This window comes from Halorubrum tibetense (assembly GCF_055396225.1).
The window spans coordinates 1321897-1340189 of record NZ_AP043742.1 but is presented as its reverse complement, the minus strand read 5'-3'; the positions used below and the strand labels follow the sequence as shown (position 1 = coordinate 1340189).

Annotated in this window: 17 protein-coding genes; 6 read left to right on the top strand and 11 right to left on the bottom strand. The window is 69.5% G+C overall.

Translation table 11 applies throughout. The annotated features are described in order from the left end of the window. Positions 1 to 14: 14 nt before the first annotated feature. Together ACZ5TV_RS06765 and serA are read right to left on the bottom strand one after the other, a co-directional pair. Positions 15 to 821 (bottom strand): N-acyl homoserine lactonase family protein, encoded by an 807-nt coding sequence (locus ACZ5TV_RS06765; RefSeq protein WP_379781248.1) that lies wholly within the window; start codon positions 819 to 821, stop codon positions 15 to 17. Positions 822 to 948: 127 nt separating this feature from the next. After that, positions 949 to 2553, bottom strand: coding sequence for a phosphoglycerate dehydrogenase (gene serA, locus ACZ5TV_RS06760; protein ID WP_464384272.1), 1605 nt, complete (start codon positions 2551 to 2553; stop codon positions 949 to 951). A 271-nt stretch (positions 2554 to 2824) separates the two neighbouring features. On the opposite strand from serA, the gene ACZ5TV_RS06755 reads away from it, so the two are divergent. After that, positions 2825 to 4210 carry a hemolysin family protein gene (locus ACZ5TV_RS06755; RefSeq protein WP_379781244.1) on the top strand — a complete coding sequence of 462 codons (1386 nt, stop codon included), beginning with the start codon at positions 2825 to 2827 and terminating at the stop codon, positions 4208 to 4210. Between the two features lie 15 nt (positions 4211 to 4225). Here ACZ5TV_RS06755 and thpR read toward each other — a convergent pair whose 3' ends face one another. Next, complete coding sequence (gene thpR / locus ACZ5TV_RS06750) at positions 4226 to 4840, bottom strand: RNA 2',3'-cyclic phosphodiesterase (protein ID WP_379781242.1); 615 nt, start codon at positions 4838 to 4840, stop codon at positions 4226 to 4228. A gap of 46 nt (positions 4841 to 4886) precedes the next feature. Next, entirely contained in the window at positions 4887 to 6398 is a 1512-nt protein-coding gene (locus tag ACZ5TV_RS06745; protein ID WP_464384271.1) for a flippase, read from the bottom strand. A gap of 128 nt (positions 6399 to 6526) precedes the next feature. Between ACZ5TV_RS06745 and ACZ5TV_RS06740 the strand changes: the two genes are divergently transcribed. Both ACZ5TV_RS06740 and ACZ5TV_RS06735 read left to right on the top strand, forming a co-directional pair. Continuing rightward, positions 6527 to 7429 carry a tetratricopeptide repeat protein gene (locus tag ACZ5TV_RS06740; RefSeq protein ID WP_464384270.1) on the top strand — a complete coding sequence of 301 codons (903 nt, stop codon included), beginning with the start codon at positions 6527 to 6529 and terminating at the stop codon, positions 7427 to 7429. After that, positions 7430 to 7729, top strand: coding sequence for a DUF424 domain-containing protein (locus ACZ5TV_RS06735; RefSeq protein ID WP_379784214.1), 300 nt, complete (start codon positions 7430 to 7432; stop codon positions 7727 to 7729). It begins immediately after the preceding gene. A 42-nt stretch (positions 7730 to 7771) separates the two neighbouring features. Here the strand turns inward: ACZ5TV_RS06735 and ACZ5TV_RS06730 are convergent, their stop codons facing one another. Both ACZ5TV_RS06730 and ACZ5TV_RS06725 read right to left on the bottom strand, forming a co-directional pair. After that, positions 7772 to 9130 (bottom strand): DUF2157 domain-containing protein, encoded by a 1359-nt coding sequence (locus ACZ5TV_RS06730; RefSeq protein ID WP_464384269.1) that lies wholly within the window; start codon positions 9128 to 9130, stop codon positions 7772 to 7774. A gap of 103 nt (positions 9131 to 9233) precedes the next feature. Further along, positions 9234 to 10343 (bottom strand): pyridoxal-phosphate-dependent aminotransferase family protein, encoded by a 1110-nt coding sequence (locus ACZ5TV_RS06725; protein ID WP_379782979.1) that lies wholly within the window; start codon positions 10341 to 10343, stop codon positions 9234 to 9236. A 343-nt stretch (positions 10344 to 10686) separates the two neighbouring features. On the opposite strand from ACZ5TV_RS06725, the gene ACZ5TV_RS06720 reads away from it, so the two are divergent. Then, the gene (locus tag ACZ5TV_RS06720) at positions 10687 to 10983 is read left to right on the top strand and encodes a hypothetical protein (protein WP_379782977.1); all 297 of its coding nucleotides are present in this window, start codon (positions 10687 to 10689) and stop codon (positions 10981 to 10983) included. Between the two features lie 179 nt (positions 10984 to 11162). Here ACZ5TV_RS06720 and ACZ5TV_RS06715 read toward each other — a convergent pair whose 3' ends face one another. From ACZ5TV_RS06715 to ACZ5TV_RS06695, 5 genes are all read right to left on the bottom strand, one after another. Further along, entirely contained in the window at positions 11163 to 11555 is a 393-nt protein-coding gene (locus tag ACZ5TV_RS06715) for a hypothetical protein (protein WP_379782975.1), read from the bottom strand. Then, the gene (locus ACZ5TV_RS06710; protein ID WP_379782973.1) at positions 11552 to 11809 is read right to left on the bottom strand and encodes a DUF7561 family protein; all 258 of its coding nucleotides are present in this window, start codon (positions 11807 to 11809) and stop codon (positions 11552 to 11554) included. The genes ACZ5TV_RS06715 and ACZ5TV_RS06710 overlap by 4 nt, the downstream gene beginning before the upstream one ends. 416 nt (positions 11810 to 12225) lie before the next feature. Further along, on the bottom strand, positions 12226 to 13425 hold the full coding sequence (locus ACZ5TV_RS06705; RefSeq protein WP_464384268.1) for an ABC transporter ATP-binding protein: 1200 nt from the start codon (positions 13423 to 13425) through the stop codon (positions 12226 to 12228). After that, positions 13415 to 15247 (bottom strand): ABC transporter permease, encoded by a 1833-nt coding sequence (locus tag ACZ5TV_RS06700; RefSeq protein WP_464384267.1) that lies wholly within the window; start codon positions 15245 to 15247, stop codon positions 13415 to 13417. The genes ACZ5TV_RS06705 and ACZ5TV_RS06700 overlap by 11 nt, the downstream gene beginning before the upstream one ends. 9 nt (positions 15248 to 15256) lie before the next feature. Then, positions 15257 to 16420, bottom strand: coding sequence for a thiamine ABC transporter substrate-binding protein (locus ACZ5TV_RS06695; protein WP_379782480.1), 1164 nt, complete (start codon positions 16418 to 16420; stop codon positions 15257 to 15259). 102 nt (positions 16421 to 16522) lie between these two features. Between ACZ5TV_RS06695 and ACZ5TV_RS06690 the strand changes: the two genes are divergently transcribed. Beyond that, positions 16523 to 17422: a DUF6517 family protein gene (locus ACZ5TV_RS06690; protein ID WP_464384266.1), complete on the top strand. Its 900-nt coding sequence runs from the start codon at positions 16523 to 16525 to the stop codon at positions 17420 to 17422. 77 nt (positions 17423 to 17499) lie between these two features. After that, positions 17500 to 18258 carry a 1-(5-phosphoribosyl)-5-[(5-phosphoribosylamino)methylideneamino]imidazole-4-carboxamide isomerase gene (hisA, locus tag ACZ5TV_RS06685; RefSeq protein ID WP_464384265.1) on the top strand — a complete coding sequence of 253 codons (759 nt, stop codon included), beginning with the start codon at positions 17500 to 17502 and terminating at the stop codon, positions 18256 to 18258. Positions 18259 to 18293: the final 35 nt, after the last annotated feature.

The window sequence follows — 18293 nt, the reverse complement described above, 5'->3', positions numbered from 1 at the left end:
GCGTTTCTCGGCTCTCAGACTCCCCACCCCGGGCGCATCGACTCGAACTGGTCGGCGTCGTGACCGAACACGACCGCTGCGTCGTGTCGGCGCTCGATCGACTGCAGCCGCCGGAGGCTCTCGCGCCACTCGGTTTTCCCCCACAGAAGCGGCCCGCCGAGCGGCACCTCCGCCTCGTAGTTGGCCCGCATGTACGCTTGATCGCCGGCGAACACGAGCGTGCCCTCGTCGTCGAGATGGAGCACGGAGCCGGTCAGCCCGGGGGTGTGACCGGGCAGGCGGACGAACTCCAGGTCGGTGAAGTGCTCCTCGTGGTCCCGGTAGAGTGGCCGCCAGTTCAGGTCGTGATCGAAGTCAGAGAGCAGGTAGCCGCCGTCGTCCGCGCCCACCTTCGCATCGTAGTAGGCGAACTGTAGCTCCTCCTCGTGCGCATAGATCGGGGTGTCCGTGCCGGCGAAGAACTCCAGCCCGCCGGCGTGGTCGATGTGGAGGTGGCTCACGAACACGGCGTCGATGTCCTCGACCGCGTAGCCGGCGGCCGCGAGGTCGTCGTCGAGGCGATGATCGCTCGCGTCGTACGGATCGAACGCCTCGACGAGGTCGTCGGGCCAGTGCCCGTCGGCGGCGTCGTGGTGTGAGCCGGTGTCCCAGAGGATCGTTCCCTCCGGGTGGTCGATCACGAGGTTCCACACGGGGATCTCGCCGTAGTCGCTGTCGGGGTTCGGCTCCTCGCGGGTGGCGAGGACGTGCCCTTCCAGCATGTAGTTCATGTCGCATCGGATCCCTCCGCGATCGATGACGTGGACCTCGGCGTCGACCATTTCCGAGTCGTTCTCTAGCGGCGGCGATAACGGTTCGGGTCGGCTCGGGTCGGGTCGGCCCGCCCCGACGGCGGTCTCCGGCGTTGAACGATCGTGCGCGTCGGAGAAAGAGCCGCGTATCGGCGGACTACGCCTCGTGTCGTTCGTCGGCGTCGTCGAGGGTGATCTCCGTCACCTCGACGATCCGATCGTCGCCGAGCAGGGCCTCGATCGCCTCCTGGGGGACGGCCTGGTCGAGGTTGTAGACCGTCAGCGCCTCGCCGCCACGGATCTCGCGGCCGTTGAACATCCCGGCGATGTTGACGTCGTGGTCGCCGAGGACGGTACCGATGAGCCCGATGACGCCGGGCTCGTCGGTGTTGCGCGCGACGAGCATGTGGCCGTACGGGACCGCGTCGACGCGGAACCCGTCGATCCGGACGATACGCGGGTCCTCACCCGCGAACAGCGTCCCCTCGACGCTGAGCGAGTCGTCGCCGTTGTGGACGGTCACCCGCACGATGCTCTGGAAGTCGTCGGTCTGTCGGGTTTTCGACTCGGTCACCTCGATACCGCGCTCCTCGGCCAGGCGTGGGGCGTTCACCGCGTTCACCTGCCACTCCAGCGGCTCGAACACGCCCTTCAGCGCCGACGCCGTGACGAGTTCGATGTCCTCGGCGGCGATATCGCCCTCGTAGCTCACCTCGATACTCGTGATCCGGCCGTCGAGCAGCTGGGCAGCGACCTTCCCCGCGGTCTCCGCGACCGCGATGTACGGCTCGATCCGCGGGAATGCGGTCTCGTCGACGGAGGGCGCGTTGAGCGCGGTCAACACCGGTTCGCCGTTGAACGCCGCGATCACGGCCTCCGCGGTGTCGACGGCGACGTTCTCCTGGGCCGCCTCGGTCGACGCCCCCAGGTGTGGCGTGAGAACGACGTCCTCGACGTCGAGCAGCGGCGAGTCGTCGGAAAGTGGCTCCTCCGCGAACGAGTCGAGCGCCGCGCCCGCGAGGGTACCGTCCGCGACCGCCGCCGCGAGTGCGTCCTCGTCGACGATGCCGCCGCGGGCGCAGTTGATCAGGTAGCCGCCCTCCAGCTGGGCGAGCTCCTCCTCGCCGATCATCCCCTCCGTCTCCGGAAGCAGCGGCGTGTGGATCGTCGCGAAATCGCCGCGGCCGAGCGCCTCGTGGAGGTCCTCGACGAGGTCGGCACCCAGCCGGTCGGCGCGCTCCTCGGAGATGTACGGGTCGTAGACGACAAGATCCATCCCCAGCGAGTCGAGCCGCTTCGCGACCTCCTGGCCGACGCGACCGAGCCCGACGATCGTGAGGGTCTTGTTGTTCACCTCGGTGCCGAGGAACTCGCCTTTCGCCCACTCGCCGCCCTTCAGTCGGCCGTGTGCCTGTGGGATCGAGCGTGCGACCGCGAACGTCATCGCGACGGTGTGTTCGGCGGCCGCGCGCACGTTCCCCTCCGGCGCGTTGGCGACGATCACGCCGTGGTCGGTGGCGGCCTCGATGTCGATGTTGTCGACGCCGATGCCGGCCCGCCCGACGATCACGAGCTCCTCGGCGGCCGCGAACACTGCCTCCGAGACGTCGGTCCCGGACCGCACGATCAGCGCGTGAGCGTCGCTAACGGCGTCCAACAGCGCGTCGCCTTCGACGTCGTAATCCGTCACAACCTCGTGGCCGGCCTCCCGTAACCGATCCAGACCGGGATCGGCTATCGGGTCCGTGACGAGTACTTTCATGTCCGTATCGACCGGCGGCGCGAGGTTAACGCTTTCCTCATCGCGCCGTTTTGCCGGTCGACGTGCCGCGGTGTCGCCGCCATATTCGATACACGATCGTGGATCTCATACCCCTCTGTTTCGGGTGGAAACCCTCTGTTCGTGGGTATCGACCGCGCTGCGCTCGTGGCTGTGGTCGGTGTTCCGTCCGTCGCCGATCGAGCCCCGCTCCTCGGTCCTCGACGGCGATCGCCGCCGGTACACCCTTTCGGGTCCGGAATGATGGGGGCACATGGACCTCACGCTCACGCTGCTCGGGGCGGTCGCGATCGTCGGGCTGACCGCGATCAGCGGCTTCTTTTCCAGCTCCGAGCTCGCCGTCTTTTCGGTCGCGAAACACCGCGTCGACAGCCTCGTCGCCGAGGGCGTCCCCGGCAGCGCGGCGCTCGCGACGCTGCGGGAGAACCCGCACCGCTTCCTCGTCACCGCGCTGGTCAGCAACAACGTGGCGAACATCGCGGCCGCCTCCGTCGCCACTGCGGTGCTCGTCCAGTACCTGCCGGCGGGACAGGCCGCCACCGCCTCGACCGCGTTCACCTCGTTTTTCGTCATCGTCTTCGGCGAGATCGCGCCGAAGTCGTACGCGGTCGCGAACGCCGAGAAACACGCGCTTCGGGTGTCGCGGCCGGTCGTCCTCGCCCAGCGCGTCCTCCGGCCCGTGCTGTTCGTCTTCGAGGCCGCGTCGGGACTGGTGACGCGTGCCGTCGGCGGCGACACCGCGATCGAGTCGTACGTGAGCCGCGAGGAGATCGAGACGCTCGTGCTCTCCGGCGAGGAGGGCGGTGCCCTCGACCCCGAGGAGGGCGCGATGATCCGCGGCGTCCTCGACATGGAGGGCACTCGGGTCACGGCGGTGATGGTTCCGCGGACCGACATGGTGGCCGTGCCCGACACCGCTACCCCGGCCGAGGCTATCGAGCGGGCGGCGACCGAACACGTCACGCGACTCCCCGTCTACGGCGAGAACCGTGACGACGTGGTCGGAATCGTCGACGTGCGCGACGCGATCCGCGCGAACGCCGCCGGCGACGACCTCGCGAGCGCGACCCGTGAGGTGACGTTCATCCCCGCGTCGAAGCCGGTCGACGAGCTGTTCGCGGAGATGCGTGACGACGGCCATCGGATGGTGATCGTCGTCGACGAGTTCGGCGCGGTCGTCGGGCTCGCGACGATGGAGGACGTGATCGAGGAGGTGGTCGGCGAGCTCGTCGGCCGTGGCGAGACGGAACACGTCCGGGTGACGGACGCCGGGACCGCCACCGTCAGCGGCTGGACGACGGTGACCTACCTCAACGAGAGCCTCGGGATCGCCCTCCCCACCGCCGGCGAGTTCGAGACGGTCGCCGGACTGATCACGGAGGCGCTCGGCCGGCTCCCCGAGGAGGGCGACCGCGTCGAGTTCGGCGATGTCGCGTTGATCGTCACGGCGGCGACCCCCACTCGGGTCACACGAGTCCGGGTAGAACACCCGGTCGCGGCGCCCGGAGCGGCGCCTCCCGACGGATCGAGGAAGAGCACCGGCGACGATGCCGACTCCGACGGCGAGGCTGCCTCCGATGTCGACTCCGACGGCGAGGCTGCCTCCGATGCCGACACCGGCGCGACCGACGAGCCCTGATCCGGGGTCGACCGCTCACTCCAACTCGACCGTCTCGACCGTCTCGTACACCGGCCCGTCGGCCGTCAGCGTTGACTCGACGAGCCGAACCTCCCTCACGGTGAACGAGCCCACCTCGGGGTCCCGATCGCGAACCGCTCGCTGGACCAGCTCTTTCCCGCGGGCGTCCCGCATCCGGCCGAGCGTGACGTGTGGGGTGAACTCGTGGTCCTCGGGATCGACCCCGAGCGCGGTCGTCTCCGCCTCCAGCGACTCGTGGAGCCGGGTCAGATCGGCGCTTCCCGCCTCGATCCCCGCCCAGACGACCGAGATGTACTCCAGCGAGGGGAAGACGCCAAGCCCCCCGACAGTGCAGGTGAAGGGGTCCACGTCGGCGTCGGCGACTGCGCGCTCGCCCGCCGCGGTGACGGCGTCGATATCGGCGGCGTCCGTTCCGGACTCGTCGCTCTCGTTGGCTCCGCCTTCCTCGCCCGCACCGCGCTCCGCGACATCCCCGAGGAACTTCAGTGTCACGTGCGCCTGCCCGGGGTCGACGAGGGTGACCCCCGAGGCGTCGTCGAACGCCGACTGGACGTCGGCGAGCGGTCCCGCGAGCGCGTCGGGGAGGTCGACGGCGAAGAACGCGCGCATGTGGTTGGCCCCGTCGCTACCGGTAATAAACCCGGCGGGGGTCCGCTCACTCCCCGCGCGACCCGACGAGCAGCTCGTACACCTCCCGATCGACGGGCTCGATCCCGGCGAGAGCGAGGACGGCCACGTACAACCCGCCTGCCACGCCACCGCCGACGGCGAGCGCGGCCGGTCCGGCGAGCGCGGTGTCGACGACGAGCGCCCCGCCGGCCGCCACGGCGGCCGCCCCGATCGGTTTCAGGAACGACCGCGAGTAGGGGTGGAGCCGCTCGAAGTACCACACCTCCGCCACCTTCGTGAGGTTCCGCGCCGCGAGCACGCCGGCGGACGCGAGCGCGGCGCCGACGAGCCCGAACGCCTGAATGAACAGGTAGTTGAGGGCGACGTTGGCGACGCCGAAGGCCCACTCGTTGACCATCACGGCGTACTGGTGGTCGGTCATCATCAACAGGTAGCCGCTCGGTCCGGTCGCGCAGTTCCACAGCTGACTGACGACGAACAGGCTCAACACGACGGTTCCGACGGTGAACTCCGGCCCGAACAGCGCGAGGATCTCCGCGCGGAACACCACCATCACCGCCGCCACCGGGAGGCTGGCGGTGAGCGTCCATCGGGTGATGACGCCGTAGATGGCCGCCAGGTCCGTTCGGCGGCGTTCCGCGTGCAGCCGCGACGCGACCGGTGGGAACAGCCGGTTGAACGCTAACAGCGGGACGTACAACACGCCGGCGACTAGGACCGAGACGTTGTACACGCCGACCGCGGTCGACGACAGGAACAACCCGACCATCAGGACGTCGACGCGTCCCTGCATCACCGTTCCCGCTTCTTTCGCGGTCAGGGGGAGCGAGTAGCCGTAGTACTCCCGGACGGTCCGGCGGGTGTCCCCCGGCGACCGGAGCGTCGGTCGAACGTCGAGCCGGCGGACGAAAACCAGGGCGGCGACCCCGAGCGTCACGACGCTGGCGGCGACCATCGCGACCACGACGCCGTACAGCGACCCCCCGACCGCGATGGTTCCACCCACACCCACCACGCGGAGCGTCGGCTTGAGCAGTCGCTTGGTCGCCACCTCGTACTCGACCCGCTCGACCGCCCGAAACGTCGCGTACAACAGGCTCGCGAGCGTGTCGACGAACAGCACCGCGGCGAACAGTCGGAGCACCCCGACGAACCGCGGGTCCTCCAGCGTCAGGGCGGCGATCGTCGGGGCGAGCAGGAACAGCGCCCCGGCGACGACCAGCCCGCCGGCGGCGGAGGTGACCCACGCCAGTCCAAGGAGGAACCGTCGCTTCCGCGGGTCGTCGGCGTACTGTGGGAGGTACTTGAGGATCGATTCGTCGGACCCGAGGTTGGTGATGAGCAGCGCCGTGAACGCGAGCGTCTTTCCGTACGCGAACAGCCCGTAGGTCGCGGCCCCGAAGAAGCGCGAGACGAGCAGGTGGAGCAGGAACTCGCCGGCGTCGGAGACGACCTTTCCGACGGTGTACAGCGAAGCGCCGCGCGAGATCGACGCGAGGGATCCGACCCGGGAGCGATCCCCTGCGTCGTCGGTCATACCGATCGCTCGTCCCGGACGACATTGGGTCCACGGATCGGCGACTCGCCGCCGGAACCGTCGTTCGGCTCCCCCCGATCGCCCCGCCGACGTAACGCTTACCCATCGTGACCGTCAATTCCGGCCATATGACCGATGAACGCGACGTCGACGGCCACGAGTTCTCCGCTGGTCAGGGCGTCGACGCCGACTACGAGGAGTTCACGCTCGATCCCGAAGAGCTGGACGCCGATCCCACCACGGTCGACCCCGTCGACTCGCGGGTGCTCACCGATGTGCTCGACCGACGGAACGTCGAGAGCGACGCCGTCGATGTCGAGCGGCTGATCGACGTGGGGCTCTCGTACATGGGGATCAACCGGTTCGAGGAGGCGACCGAGACGTTCGAGCGCGCCGCGCAGTTCGCCGAGGAGGACTCGCTCGAAGCACAGGAGGCGTGGGTGAACAAGGGGGCGGCACACGCCCAGCTGGAGGAGTTCGACCAGGCGATCGGCGCGTACGAGGAGGCGCTACGGATCGACGACGACTCCGAGCACGCCGCGACCGCCGAGACCAACCTCGCGTACGCGCTCTGGGAGTTCGGCCGCGAGGAGCAGGCGCTCGAACACGCGGAGCGCGCGGTCGAGACGGACCCGCGCTTCGCGGAAGCCTGGTACAACCGCGGCTTCCTGCTCGTCGAGCGTGGCCTCGTTGAGGACGCCGTCAACTGCTTCGACAACGCGATCCGCCTCGGCTACCGCGACGCCGGCGTGTTAGAGGAGAAGGCCCGCGCCCTCGAGGAGGCGGGCGAGCACGAGCAGGCCGAGGAGGTCGCCGACCGCGCCGAGGAGATCCGTCGCGAGGCCGAAGAGCAGATGATCGAGGAGCAGACCGGGCAAGCGCCTGGGCCGGGCGGGCAGGGTCGGCAGGGCGGTCGATCCGGTGCCGGCGGTCGAGGCGGCCGGAACGGGCGGGGCGGCCGTGGGTCCCAGCGGGGCGCGCGCGAGGAACCGGAGCGCGAGCTCCAGGGCGAGGGGCCAGAGGGCTTTTAAATGCTCCTCCGCGAGCGCGAGACCGCCGAGGGGCGGCTCGTCTCCGTCTGTGATGCCGACTGTCTCGGCGAGACGTACGACAACGGCCGGGCGACTATCACTGTCTCCGAGGAGTTCTACGGCGGCCCGGAGGCCGAGGAAGCCGACGCCGAGGCCGTCATCGCGGCGCTTCACCGCGCCCAAGTCGGCAATATCGTCGGCACCGAAGCGGTCGGCGTCGCGGTCGAGGCCGGTCTCGTCGACGAGGAAACGGTCATGGAGTTCGACGGGACCCGCCACGCCCAGCTGCTCTGGTTGTGACCTCCCTTGCCCTGCCGCTCTGGACGTAATCGCCGACCCGGGTCATCGGATCCGTTCGAGCACCTCGCGGCGCCCCCGTTCGGCCCCGAGGCCGGTGGCTAACAGGACGAGTCCGGCGGCGACGAGGGCGAGTGGCCCGGAAACGACGCCCGCGAGCGGCCCGACGAGGAACGCGCCCACGCCGAGAACGAACCCGAGCGCCGCTACGTTGACGGGAGCGGTCTCGCCGAGCCCGACGGCGGCCGCGACGAGCGCGAACAACAAGGCGAGCAACAGTCCGAGCGCGGCGACCGCACCGCCGATGTCGCCGACGCCGACGAACCCGAGCCCCCAAGCGGCTCCAATGCCGAGCGGTGCGACGACGACGGGGGAGACCGCGTACCAGGCCGCGCGGTCGTCACGGTCGTCGACCCTCCCTTTCGACGCTTGCCTGCCCTCACGCGTTCGCACCCCGCCGGCCCGCGCCCGGAGGACGCCGATACCGGCGGCGACGACGACGGCCGCCCCGAGCAGGGCCTCGCCGGGCGCGACTGCCGCTCGCCCCGGCGGGCCGACCGCGACGACGAGCGCCAGCAGGACGACGACGGCCGCGCCCCCCATCCAACGGAACGTCGCGGCGACTCTCGGGACCGACCGTCGCCGCGTGTGTCCGCCTTCGGAGTCGGTCGCGGCGGTCGCGGCGATCGCGGCGGTCGCGGAGCCGTCACGCCCCGCCAACAGCACCCCCGCGGCGAGCAGGAGGCTCCCGTAGAGTCCGGGGACGAGCAGGAATTCCACCGGCTCGATCGCGGTGACGACCGCCGCCCCTCCGAGGACGGCACCGAGTCCGGCGACGGGCCGCGAGTCGAGGCCGGCCGCGATCACGAGTGCGACGACGGTCCAGGCCGCGAGCAGCCACGGGCCGACGGTGTCGGCGTCGAGCTCGGCGAGCTCCGCGACTTGGAACAGTGTTACGCCGGTGAAGATCGCGGCGAGCAGCCAGAGTCCGTGGGCGGTCCGGGGAGCGTCTCCCCGCAGGACAGCCCCACCCCCACCGGCCGCAATCGGGACACCGAGGAGGATCGCGACGCGGGCCGCGACGGGGATCGCCTCCCACCGTTCGAACAGGAACGCGCCGACGCCGACCGCGACGAGCGCGCCGCCCATCAACGCGAGAGCGACGACGACCCGGCCGCGTCCGAGGAGGCCGTCGTCAGCGGCGTGGTCGACGTGGCCCGTGCCGGCGGCTATCGGGTCGGAGTCCGTCCGAGGGCCATCCGGATCGGTTTCCCGGGGTGGGCCGTCCGGGGTCGACTGCTCGCGCCCCGCCTCGAACTCGCGGATCCGCTCCGCGGTCGGTTCGTCTATCACCTCCTCGTCCGTCCAGCGATCGAGGGCCGCACGGAGGGCGTCGGGGTCCATACGCCGACCCACCGATTCGGAACGGAAGTACCTTCCCCCGGTCGATGCTCGACTTTCCGGTCCCGTGAGAAGCGGTCGACCTAGTGTACGCCCGGTCGCCGGCTCAGAGATCGGCGATGTCTTCGATCGCGTCGGTCAACTCTTTGACGCTCTCGACGGTGTGTTCGCCCATGTGGCCGATGCGGAACGTCTCCTCTGCGAGGTCGCCGTAGCCGTTCGAGAACGCCATGTCGTACTCCTCGCTCACGCCCTCGATCGTGGCCGCGACGTCGATCCCTTGGGTGTTCTCGATGCAGGCGACCGTCTGCGACTCGTACCCCTCCTCGGGGAACATCGCGAAGTGCTCCTCGGCCCAGTCGTGGACGTACGTCATCATCTCGCGGTGGCGCTCGTCGCGGGCCTCATGGCCCTCGTCCAGCATGCGCTTCATCTGCTTGCGGTACGCCAACATGATCGGGATCGCGGGCGTCGAGTGGGTCTGGCCCTTCCGGTCGTAGTAGTCGAGACAGCGGCGGAAGCCGCCGTACCACGAGGAGGTTCCCTTCTCGACCTCGCGGTCGTAGGCGTCCTGGCTGACGACACAGATCGCGAGCCCGGGCGGCATCGCGAACGCCTTCTGGGAGGACGCGAAGATCACGTCGATGTCGTGTTCGTCGATGTCGACGTAGTCGCCGCCGAGCGACGAGACCGCGTCGACGGCGAAGTAGGTGTCCGGGTACTCCGCGACCACGTCGCCGATCGCCTCGACGGGGTTACGGACGCCGGTCGACGACTCGTTCAGCACGCCCGCGACCATGTCGTACCCGGTGTCGCTCGATTCGAGCGCCTCGCGAACGTCCTCGGGTTTGACGGCGTCTCCCCACTCGTACTCCAACCGATCGACGGTCTTGCCGAGGCGTTCGGCGACGTTTGCGTACCGCTCGCTGAACGCCCCACAGGTCGGGACGAGGACGTGCTCGTCGACGAGGTTCAGCGTCGTCGCCTCCCAGAACTCCGTCCCGGAGCCCGTGAGGATGATCACGTCGTTGTCGGTGCCGAGGAATTCCTTCGTGTCCTCGACGATGGTCGTATATAAGTCGGTCATCCGGTCCATTCGGTGGCCGAACGGTGCCTCCGTCATCGCCTCGATCACGTCGTCGCGGACCTCCGTCGGGCCGGGGATGTACAGCGTCTTGTCGTCGTAGTCGTCGCGGTATTCGCGTTTCTTCGTCACGGGATCCACCTGTTATCGTATCGGGCGTCGCGCGAGGGTATGGTACTTGTGAATGGCGCAGCGATCGATCCGGACCCTCCGAACCCGAGTGACCGCTCAGCGCTTTCCGGCCGCCTGTGTCCCGATCGGGCCGCCACCCCGATGTCGCGATCCGGCCCCGTTCCGGTGCATGATAGATCGGTATATATTTGATATTGAACAAGTGTTGGAGTCTGTGCCATGGTACACGTTACGTGCTGATACCGGGTGTTTCAGCCGCTTTTAGAGTGTGTGACATGGTAGCGCTTATCAGAAAGTGTTTGTGATATGAAAACTTATTACCGCGCGGCTCCTACGGACGTGTATGGACCCACTACTCGCGAACTCCACGGACCGATCCCCGCTGCCGTCGGGAAGTCCCCCATCGATCGGCGGAACGATCCTCACGCTGCTGGCGTTCTTCGCGCTCGCGGCGGTCGCACTGTTCGTCGTCACCTATCCGGTCGCCAGCGTCGTGCTGCTGGCCACGGCCGTCGTCCTCGCGGGCGTCGCCCGGAACCTCGCACAGCTCGCCCGCCGCCACCGCGGTTCGCTCCGTCGGATCGACGTCCCCGGGATCGGAACGGTCGAGTACCGCGTCGTTCGGTCCCGAGCCGACTGACGCTACCGAACCGGCACCGAACCGGCACCGAACCGGCACCGAATCGCTACTGAACCGTCGACCCGCTACCGTACTGCCCTCCGATCGCGCGGCTGCTTTTTACTGGCTCACTGAATCTCGGTTCATCGAGTCTCGACTCATCGGACTTCGACTCGCGGACGCCGGACGGACAGCCGCGGTTAGGCCCCTCTCGGACTCCCGGCGACGATAGCGACCGGCGCGAGGAGGAACAGGACCGCGAACCCGAGCGCCACGAGGACGCGGCGTTGCCGCTCCGCCGAACCCCCCGATCCGTCCCGGAGCCGTCGGCTCGCCCAGCCGACGTACCCGAGCAGCGACCCCACGACGAAGGCCCACGAGCCGATCCAGAGGACCACGATCGGGTTCGTGAGCGGGATCTCCCCGCCCTCGGGCACGAACGCCACCGCGTACACGACGAAGGCGAAGAACGCGACCACGAACCCGGCCGTTCCCACGACGGCCGCCGTGCCGAACGCCTCGCCGACCGTTTCGGGACGGAAACGGTTCGTCGGACTGTCGTCTCCGCCGTCGTCGATCGCTTGCCCGGTCATCCCCAGTGCCAGAAGGAGTTCCCGTCCTCCTCGACGGGGTCGGTTCGCTCGCGGAGCGCCTCGACGTCCGCTTCGGTCGGCTCGTGGTCCTCGGGCAGCGCCTCCATACACTCGAAACAGAGGAAGAACTCGGAGCCGTCGGTAAGCTCGAGGGTCATCCCCTGGGTCGACTCGAACGCGAAGTTCCACAGGTCGCCGATCCCTCCGGCGATCCTGACGGACCGCTCGCAGACGTCACACGACTCCGAAGCCATACACCGCGTTGGAGGGCCGGCGGTTAAGACGTATCGACGCGGGGCGGACGCCGCCCGAGGGGTTATAAGTGATCGTGGCGCGGAACGCGGCGAGGCCGGTCCACGTGGCCGCTTATAAGTGACCGACGAGGCGGTGATCCCGAACGTCACGGCGGTCGACGCTCCCACCGCACTGCACGACACCGCCCCGCACCTCACGCCTCCCCAGCCTCGCCGGGTCGGTGCTTATAAGCACCGACCCGGCATCCCTCGCGGGCTGGCTCGCGCCCGTCGGGCGCTCGCAGGCGCGCCGACTACCTTGCCGCACCGACTGCCCTGCCGCACCGACTGCCCTGCCGCACCGACTGCCCTGCCGCACCGACTGCCCTGCCGCGCTGGCCGTCCTGTCCCGCTTATAAGCGCAGACCTGCTCCCCTTCACGACCGCTCGACGTCGATCACGTGGGCGTCGGCCGGGTCGAAGCCGACGGCGACGGTGCCGGTCAAGGGGTCCCGCGTCCTGACGACGAGCGCCGTCCCGTCCCAGTCGAGGTGGATCCGGGTCGTCTCCCCGAGGAACTCCGCGCTCTCGACGGTCGCCCGCACCGCGTTCGAGGCGCGGCCGATCCGGAGGTGCTCGGGCCGGACACAGAACGTCAGCCGGTCGCCCGGCGCAGGGGGGGTCGGGTCGTCGTCGTCGAGGGCGACCCGGAGCGTCTCGCCGCCGACGTCGACGGCGACGTCGAGCGCGCCGGCTCCGGCCCCCGCGGCGGTGCCGTCAGCGCCCCGCTCGGACGCGTCCGTGACGGTCCCCGAGAAGACGTTGTTGTCGCCGACGAACTCGGCGACGAACCGGGAGGCGGGCTCTCTGTACACCGTCCGCGGCGGCGCGACCTGTTCGGGCGTCCCGCCGCGCATCACCGCGACGCGGTCGGAGATCGCCAGCGCCTCCTCCTGGTCGTGGGTGACGTAGACGGTCGTGATGCCGAGCTCCCGCTGGATCGTCCGGATCTGGACGCGGAGCCGCTCGCGCAGCTGCGCGTCGAGCGCGCTCATCGGCTCGTCCAACAGGAGGATGTCGGGGCCGGGCGCGATCGCCCGCGCCATCGCCACCCGCTGTTGTTGCCCGCCCGAGAGGCTGTCCGGGTCGCGGTCGGCGGTCCCCGGGAGGTCGACGAGCTCCAGCAGCTCCGTCACGCGCTCGTCGCGGCTCACCCCGCCCGGCGGATCGGCGAAGTTGAGTCCGTACGCGACGTTCTCGCCGACCGTCATGTGCGGGAACAGCGCGTAGTTCTGGAACACGACGCCGACGTTCCGGTCCTCCGGCGGGACGCCCGAGACGTCGCGGTCGCCGAACCGGATACGCCCCTCGGTCGGCGTCTCGAACCCCGCGATCAGCCGGAGGGTCGTCGTCTTTCCGCAGCCGGACGGCCCGACCAGGGTGAAGAACTCCCCTTCGCGTATCCGCAGGTCGACGTTCTCGACCGCGACCGCCCCGTCGTAGCGTTTCGCCACGCCCGACAGATCGACCGCGACCGGCGCGTTCGGGCCGGGAGCGTGTGTCCGGTTCCGTTCCGGTTCCGTTTCTCGTTCCGATTCGGTCTCTCGTTCCGGTTCGGTCTCTCGTTCAGATCCCACTGTAGTCACCTCCGAGCCGCTCGATCACGACGAAACTGATCGCGGTCACCACGAGCAGTACGACGCCCATCGCGGTCGCCGGTCCGAGCCGCCGCCCGATGAACCGTTCGATGGCGACCGGCATCGTGTACGCGTCAGCGCCGGTCGCGAGCACGATCGTCGACGTGAACTCCCCCATCGAGATGGCGACCGCGAACGCCGCGCCGGCGACCACGCCCGGCCACACGAGGGGGAGCTCGACGTCGCGGAGCACCCGTGCCCGCGACGCGCCGAGCGCCCGCGCGGACTCGATCAGCGACCGGTCGAGCGACTCCAGCCCCGGCGCGACCGTCCGCACGACGAACGGGTACCCCGACACGGCGTGTGCAGCGACGATCGCGGCCGACCCGGCGACCGCGATCCGCCAGCCGGCGATCTCGACGCCGAACACCAGCCCCCGCAACAGGCCGAGTCCGACGAGGATCCCCGAGACGGCGAACGGGGCCATCGCGAGCGTCCCGACGAGCTTCCGCCCGCGGTACTCGCGGGTGGTGACCACCGCGATGACGACGCCCATCGGGAGCGCGACCAGCGCCGACGCGGCCGCGAACACCAGCGAGTTGCGGATCGCGGGCCACGGCCGGACCTGGAACGCGGCCCCCGTCTCCTGCCGCTCGATCAGGAACCGATAGTGGTCCAGCGTCAGCGCGCCGTCGCCGCCGGTGACGCTCGCGAGGATCATCGAGACGATCGGCGCGACGAACACGAGCGACGCGACGACGACGTAGACTCCAAGCCCGACTCGCGGGAGCCACTCGCGCACCGTGTGTGCGGTGGGGAGCAGCGACTTCCGGGGGAGCGGCCTGACGCCTCCGGACTGCACCGTGTGTTTCGCCTCGTACCGGAGATACGCGAACAACACCGCCAACGAGATGACGAGCTCGACCACCGCCAGCGCCGCGGCCTCCGCGTAGTTGAGGTCGCGCACGAGCCGGTAGATGAACACCTCGACGGTCGCGAGCTGGAACCCGCCGAGCGCCAACACGATGGGGAAGGTTCCGAACGTGAACACGAACGTCAGTGCCGCTCCCATCAACACCGCGGGGTACACCTGTGGGGCGACCACGTCGGCGAACGCCCGGATCGGCCCCGCCCCGAGGCTCCGGGCGGTCTCGACCGCGCTCGCGTCGACCGACTCCCACGCGGCGGTCGTCACCCGCGCGACGAGCGGCGCGTTGTAGAACGCGTGGGCGATGAGGATCGCCTCCAGCGTGAACATCAGCTCGACGGGCGGGAGTCCGAGAGTCTCGAGCACCCCATTGAGCGTCCCGTTCCGGCCGAACGTGGCGACGAACCCGACCGCGACCATGATCGATGGGAGGACGAACGGGAGGATCGTGAGCGACCGCAGCGTCCGCCGGCCCCGGAACTCGAAGCGTGCGAGCAGGTACGCGAGCGGGACGCCGAGCGCGACGCTGACGAGCGTCGATAGCGCGGCCTGATACGCGGTGAAGCCGACGATCCCGATCCGGCGATCCGGGCCGAGGAAGTCGCGCGCGACTCCCAACGGGTGCTCGCCCGCAAACACCCGCGCGAGGTCGCCGAAATAAAAGGGGTCGCGCAACAGCTCCGCGAACACCGCCAGCGTGACGACGCCGTCGACGACGACCGACTCGACGAGTACCGTCGCGACCGGGTAGTAGAAGACGACGAGCAGTATCCCGAGCGTCCCGAGCCCGAGCGCCGCCAGCACCCGCCGTTCGAGCCGGTCGCGGACGCGCGCCGTGCGCCGCTGGCCGCCGATCGCGTTCGAATCGGGTCGTCCGTCCGGATCGTCGGTCACCGCTTCGGCTCAGTTGCCGGCGACCTGGCGTTCCCACGCCGAGATCCAGCCCTCCATCGATCCTTGGAGCTCGTCGTAGGAGAACGTCACCGGGTCGTCCGGCTCGTGGGCCAGCTCGTCGTAGTCCGGCGGCAGTTCGGCGGTCTCCGTCGCCGGGAACGAGACGTTGCGTTCGACGATCTCCCCCTGTACGTCCGGCTCCAACATGAACGACATGAACTGCCGGGCGAGCTCGGGGTTGTCGGCCTCCTCGAACAGCGCCATCCCCGACGGTGTTGCGTACGCCTGGTCGTCCAGAAAGCGGATCTGGTGTTGGTCCAAGTCCGCGCCGTCCGCGCTCGCGAACACCTGGTCCGTCGAGTAGGAGACGACCATGGGTGCCTCCCCCTCGGACCACGACGTGTACGCGGCGTCCCACGCGTCGAGCACTCGAACGTCGTTCTCTTGGAGGTCCGCCCAGAAGTCGAGGTAGTCGTACTCCCCCTCGTCCCCGAATCGATGGACTGTGTGCAACAGGAACGAGCGTCCGGTCGTCGAGCTGCCGGGGTTCTGCGCGATGAGGTCGCCGCGGTGCTCCTCTTCGAGGAGTCCCTCGAACGTCTCCGGGGCCTCGGTCTCCGTGCTGTCGTACACGAGGCTGACGTAGCCGGTGTCGTACGGGACGGCGCGCCCGAACGGGTCGAAGCGCAGCCCCTCGCGGATGTCGTCGTCGCCATCTATCTCCAGATCGGAGACGAACAGATCGCCGTCGTACCCCTCGTCGATCTGGACGAGGTCCTCGGTGCCGATGCCGACGTAGAGGTCGGCGTCCATGCTCGCTCCGGAGGCAGCGCGCTCGACGTAGTAGTTCAGCTCGTTGTCCGGCGTCGCGTACTCGATCTCGGCGTCGTACCGGCTCTCGAACTCGTCTTTTAGCCACTCGCCCGGGCTGATCGACGGCGCGTCGACGAACGAGCCGAACGTCCCGACGGTGAGGACGCCGCCCCCCTCCTCGCCGCCGCCGACGGTGCCGTTCCCGTCGTCCCCGTTCCCGTCGGTTACCTGTTCCGCACTACACCCGGCGAGTCCCGCGACACCTGCTGCCCCGCTCAGCGCGAGGAACCGCCGCCGACTGTGTGTGCCGCCTGAGTCCGCGGTTCGGCTCCCGTCTCCCGTGGCCGTCTCGTCAGTCATTACCTAGTTGTTGTACTTGGTGGTTACATAAGGGATCCGTGTCGCAGTCGAGTCTACGAGAGCGACGATATCCATTTAGGTCCTGATCGTCTCGGGACGCGTATGAACGACGAGCGATCCGACCGGTTCGACGGGTCAGATCGACCAGACCGATCCAACGCCTCCGAACGCCCCACACCGGCTCGATCCACGATCGCAGCGGACGCGTCGCCGTCCGGTCTCACGCGTCGCCGACTCCTCGCCTCGGGCGTCGCCGTCGGGACGCTCGCCACGGCCGGCTGCCTCGGCACCCGCGACGGCGAGGTGCCGGAGCCGGTCGTCACCGACGACAGCATCGACGAGGATTGGCGGCTGGTCGAGGCGTCAGATAGCGTCGCCTTCGAGGAGTCGTACGGGCCGCTGACGGTCAGCGCGCTCGAACGCACGGTCGTCTACGAGTACGTCGACATCGCGGAGGCGGTCGCGGACGCGTTCGACGCCGACGGCTCCCCGGTCACCTTCTTCGCCGCGCGGATCGACATCCGCCCGGCGATCGACAGCCTCCCCGGCGGGATCGGCCGCGACCGACTGATGAACGAGGTCCGCTCGGCCGCCGAGGCGGCGTTCCGCGACCAGCTCAGGGAGGCCGGAGTGACCGACATCGAGCGCGTCGATGACGGCGAGGCGACCGTCGCCGGGGGACACACGGCGTCGACCGCGACGTTCGTCGCGGCGTTCGGGCTCGACTGGGAAGTACCGTTACCCGACGGGTCGACCGCCGTCGCCGACGGCGTCGCCGAGATGACCGCCCGGCTCGCGGTGTGGCACGACGGCACCGACGTCCTCATCTCCGGCGGTGCCCACCCGACGGAGCCTCTGTCGGACACCATCGAGCGCGCCCTCGACGTCCCGATCGGTGCGGAGACGGTCGTCGACGAGCTGATCGACGACACCCAAGCGCTCGCGACCGAACCCGAAACGTTCGAGGAGGCGGTCGAAGCACTCATTCCCTCCGTCGAGTGAGGCCGCGATCGGTCGGCCCCGGCGGTCGATGCGCCACGATCGACCGGTTTAATCGGCGGCGGCCCGGCACACCCATCATGAGTCGAAACGAGGCTTTTCCGTCGTTCGAGGTGGTCCCGGCGGTCGACGTCCAGGACGGCGCGGTGGTCCAGCTCGTCGGCGGCGAACGGGGCACGGGGAAACGGTACGGTGACCCGGTCGAGGCGGCGTCCCGATGGATCGACGCGGGCGCGAGAACCCTCCACCTCGTCGACCTCGACGGCGCGTTCGACGGGGAGCGCGCCAACGCCGACGCCATCGAGGCGGTCGTCGAGACGGTCGACGACGACGTCGGCCTCCAGCTCGGCGGCGGGATACGGACCGCCGCCGACGCACGCGGCCTGCTCGACGCGGGGATCGACCGCGTCATCCTCGGGACTGCGGCCGTCGAGGAGCCGGAGATCGTCGCGGAGATCGCCGAGACGCACCCGGGAAGCGTCGTCGTCAGTCTCGACGCCAAGGACGGCGAGGTCGTCGTGAGCGGCTGGACCGAGGGGACGGGGCTCGACCCCGCCGAGGCCGCGGCCCGCTACGCGGACGCCGGTGCCGGCGCGATCCTGTTCACGAACGTCGACGTCGAGGGGCAGCTGGCGGGGATCGATCGCGAGGCGGTCGAGCGCGTGGTCGACGCGGTCGAGATCCCCGTCGTCGCCTCCGGCGGGGTCGCGACCGTCGACGACGTCGTCGCGCTGAAGCGGGCGGGCGCGGCCGCGGTCGTCGTCGGCACCGCGCTGTACGAGGGGCGGTTCACGCTTCGGGAGGCGCAGGCCGCGGCGGACGACGCGGACGCGATATAAGTGACGGGGCCCGACGCAGTGAAGCGGTTCTCTCC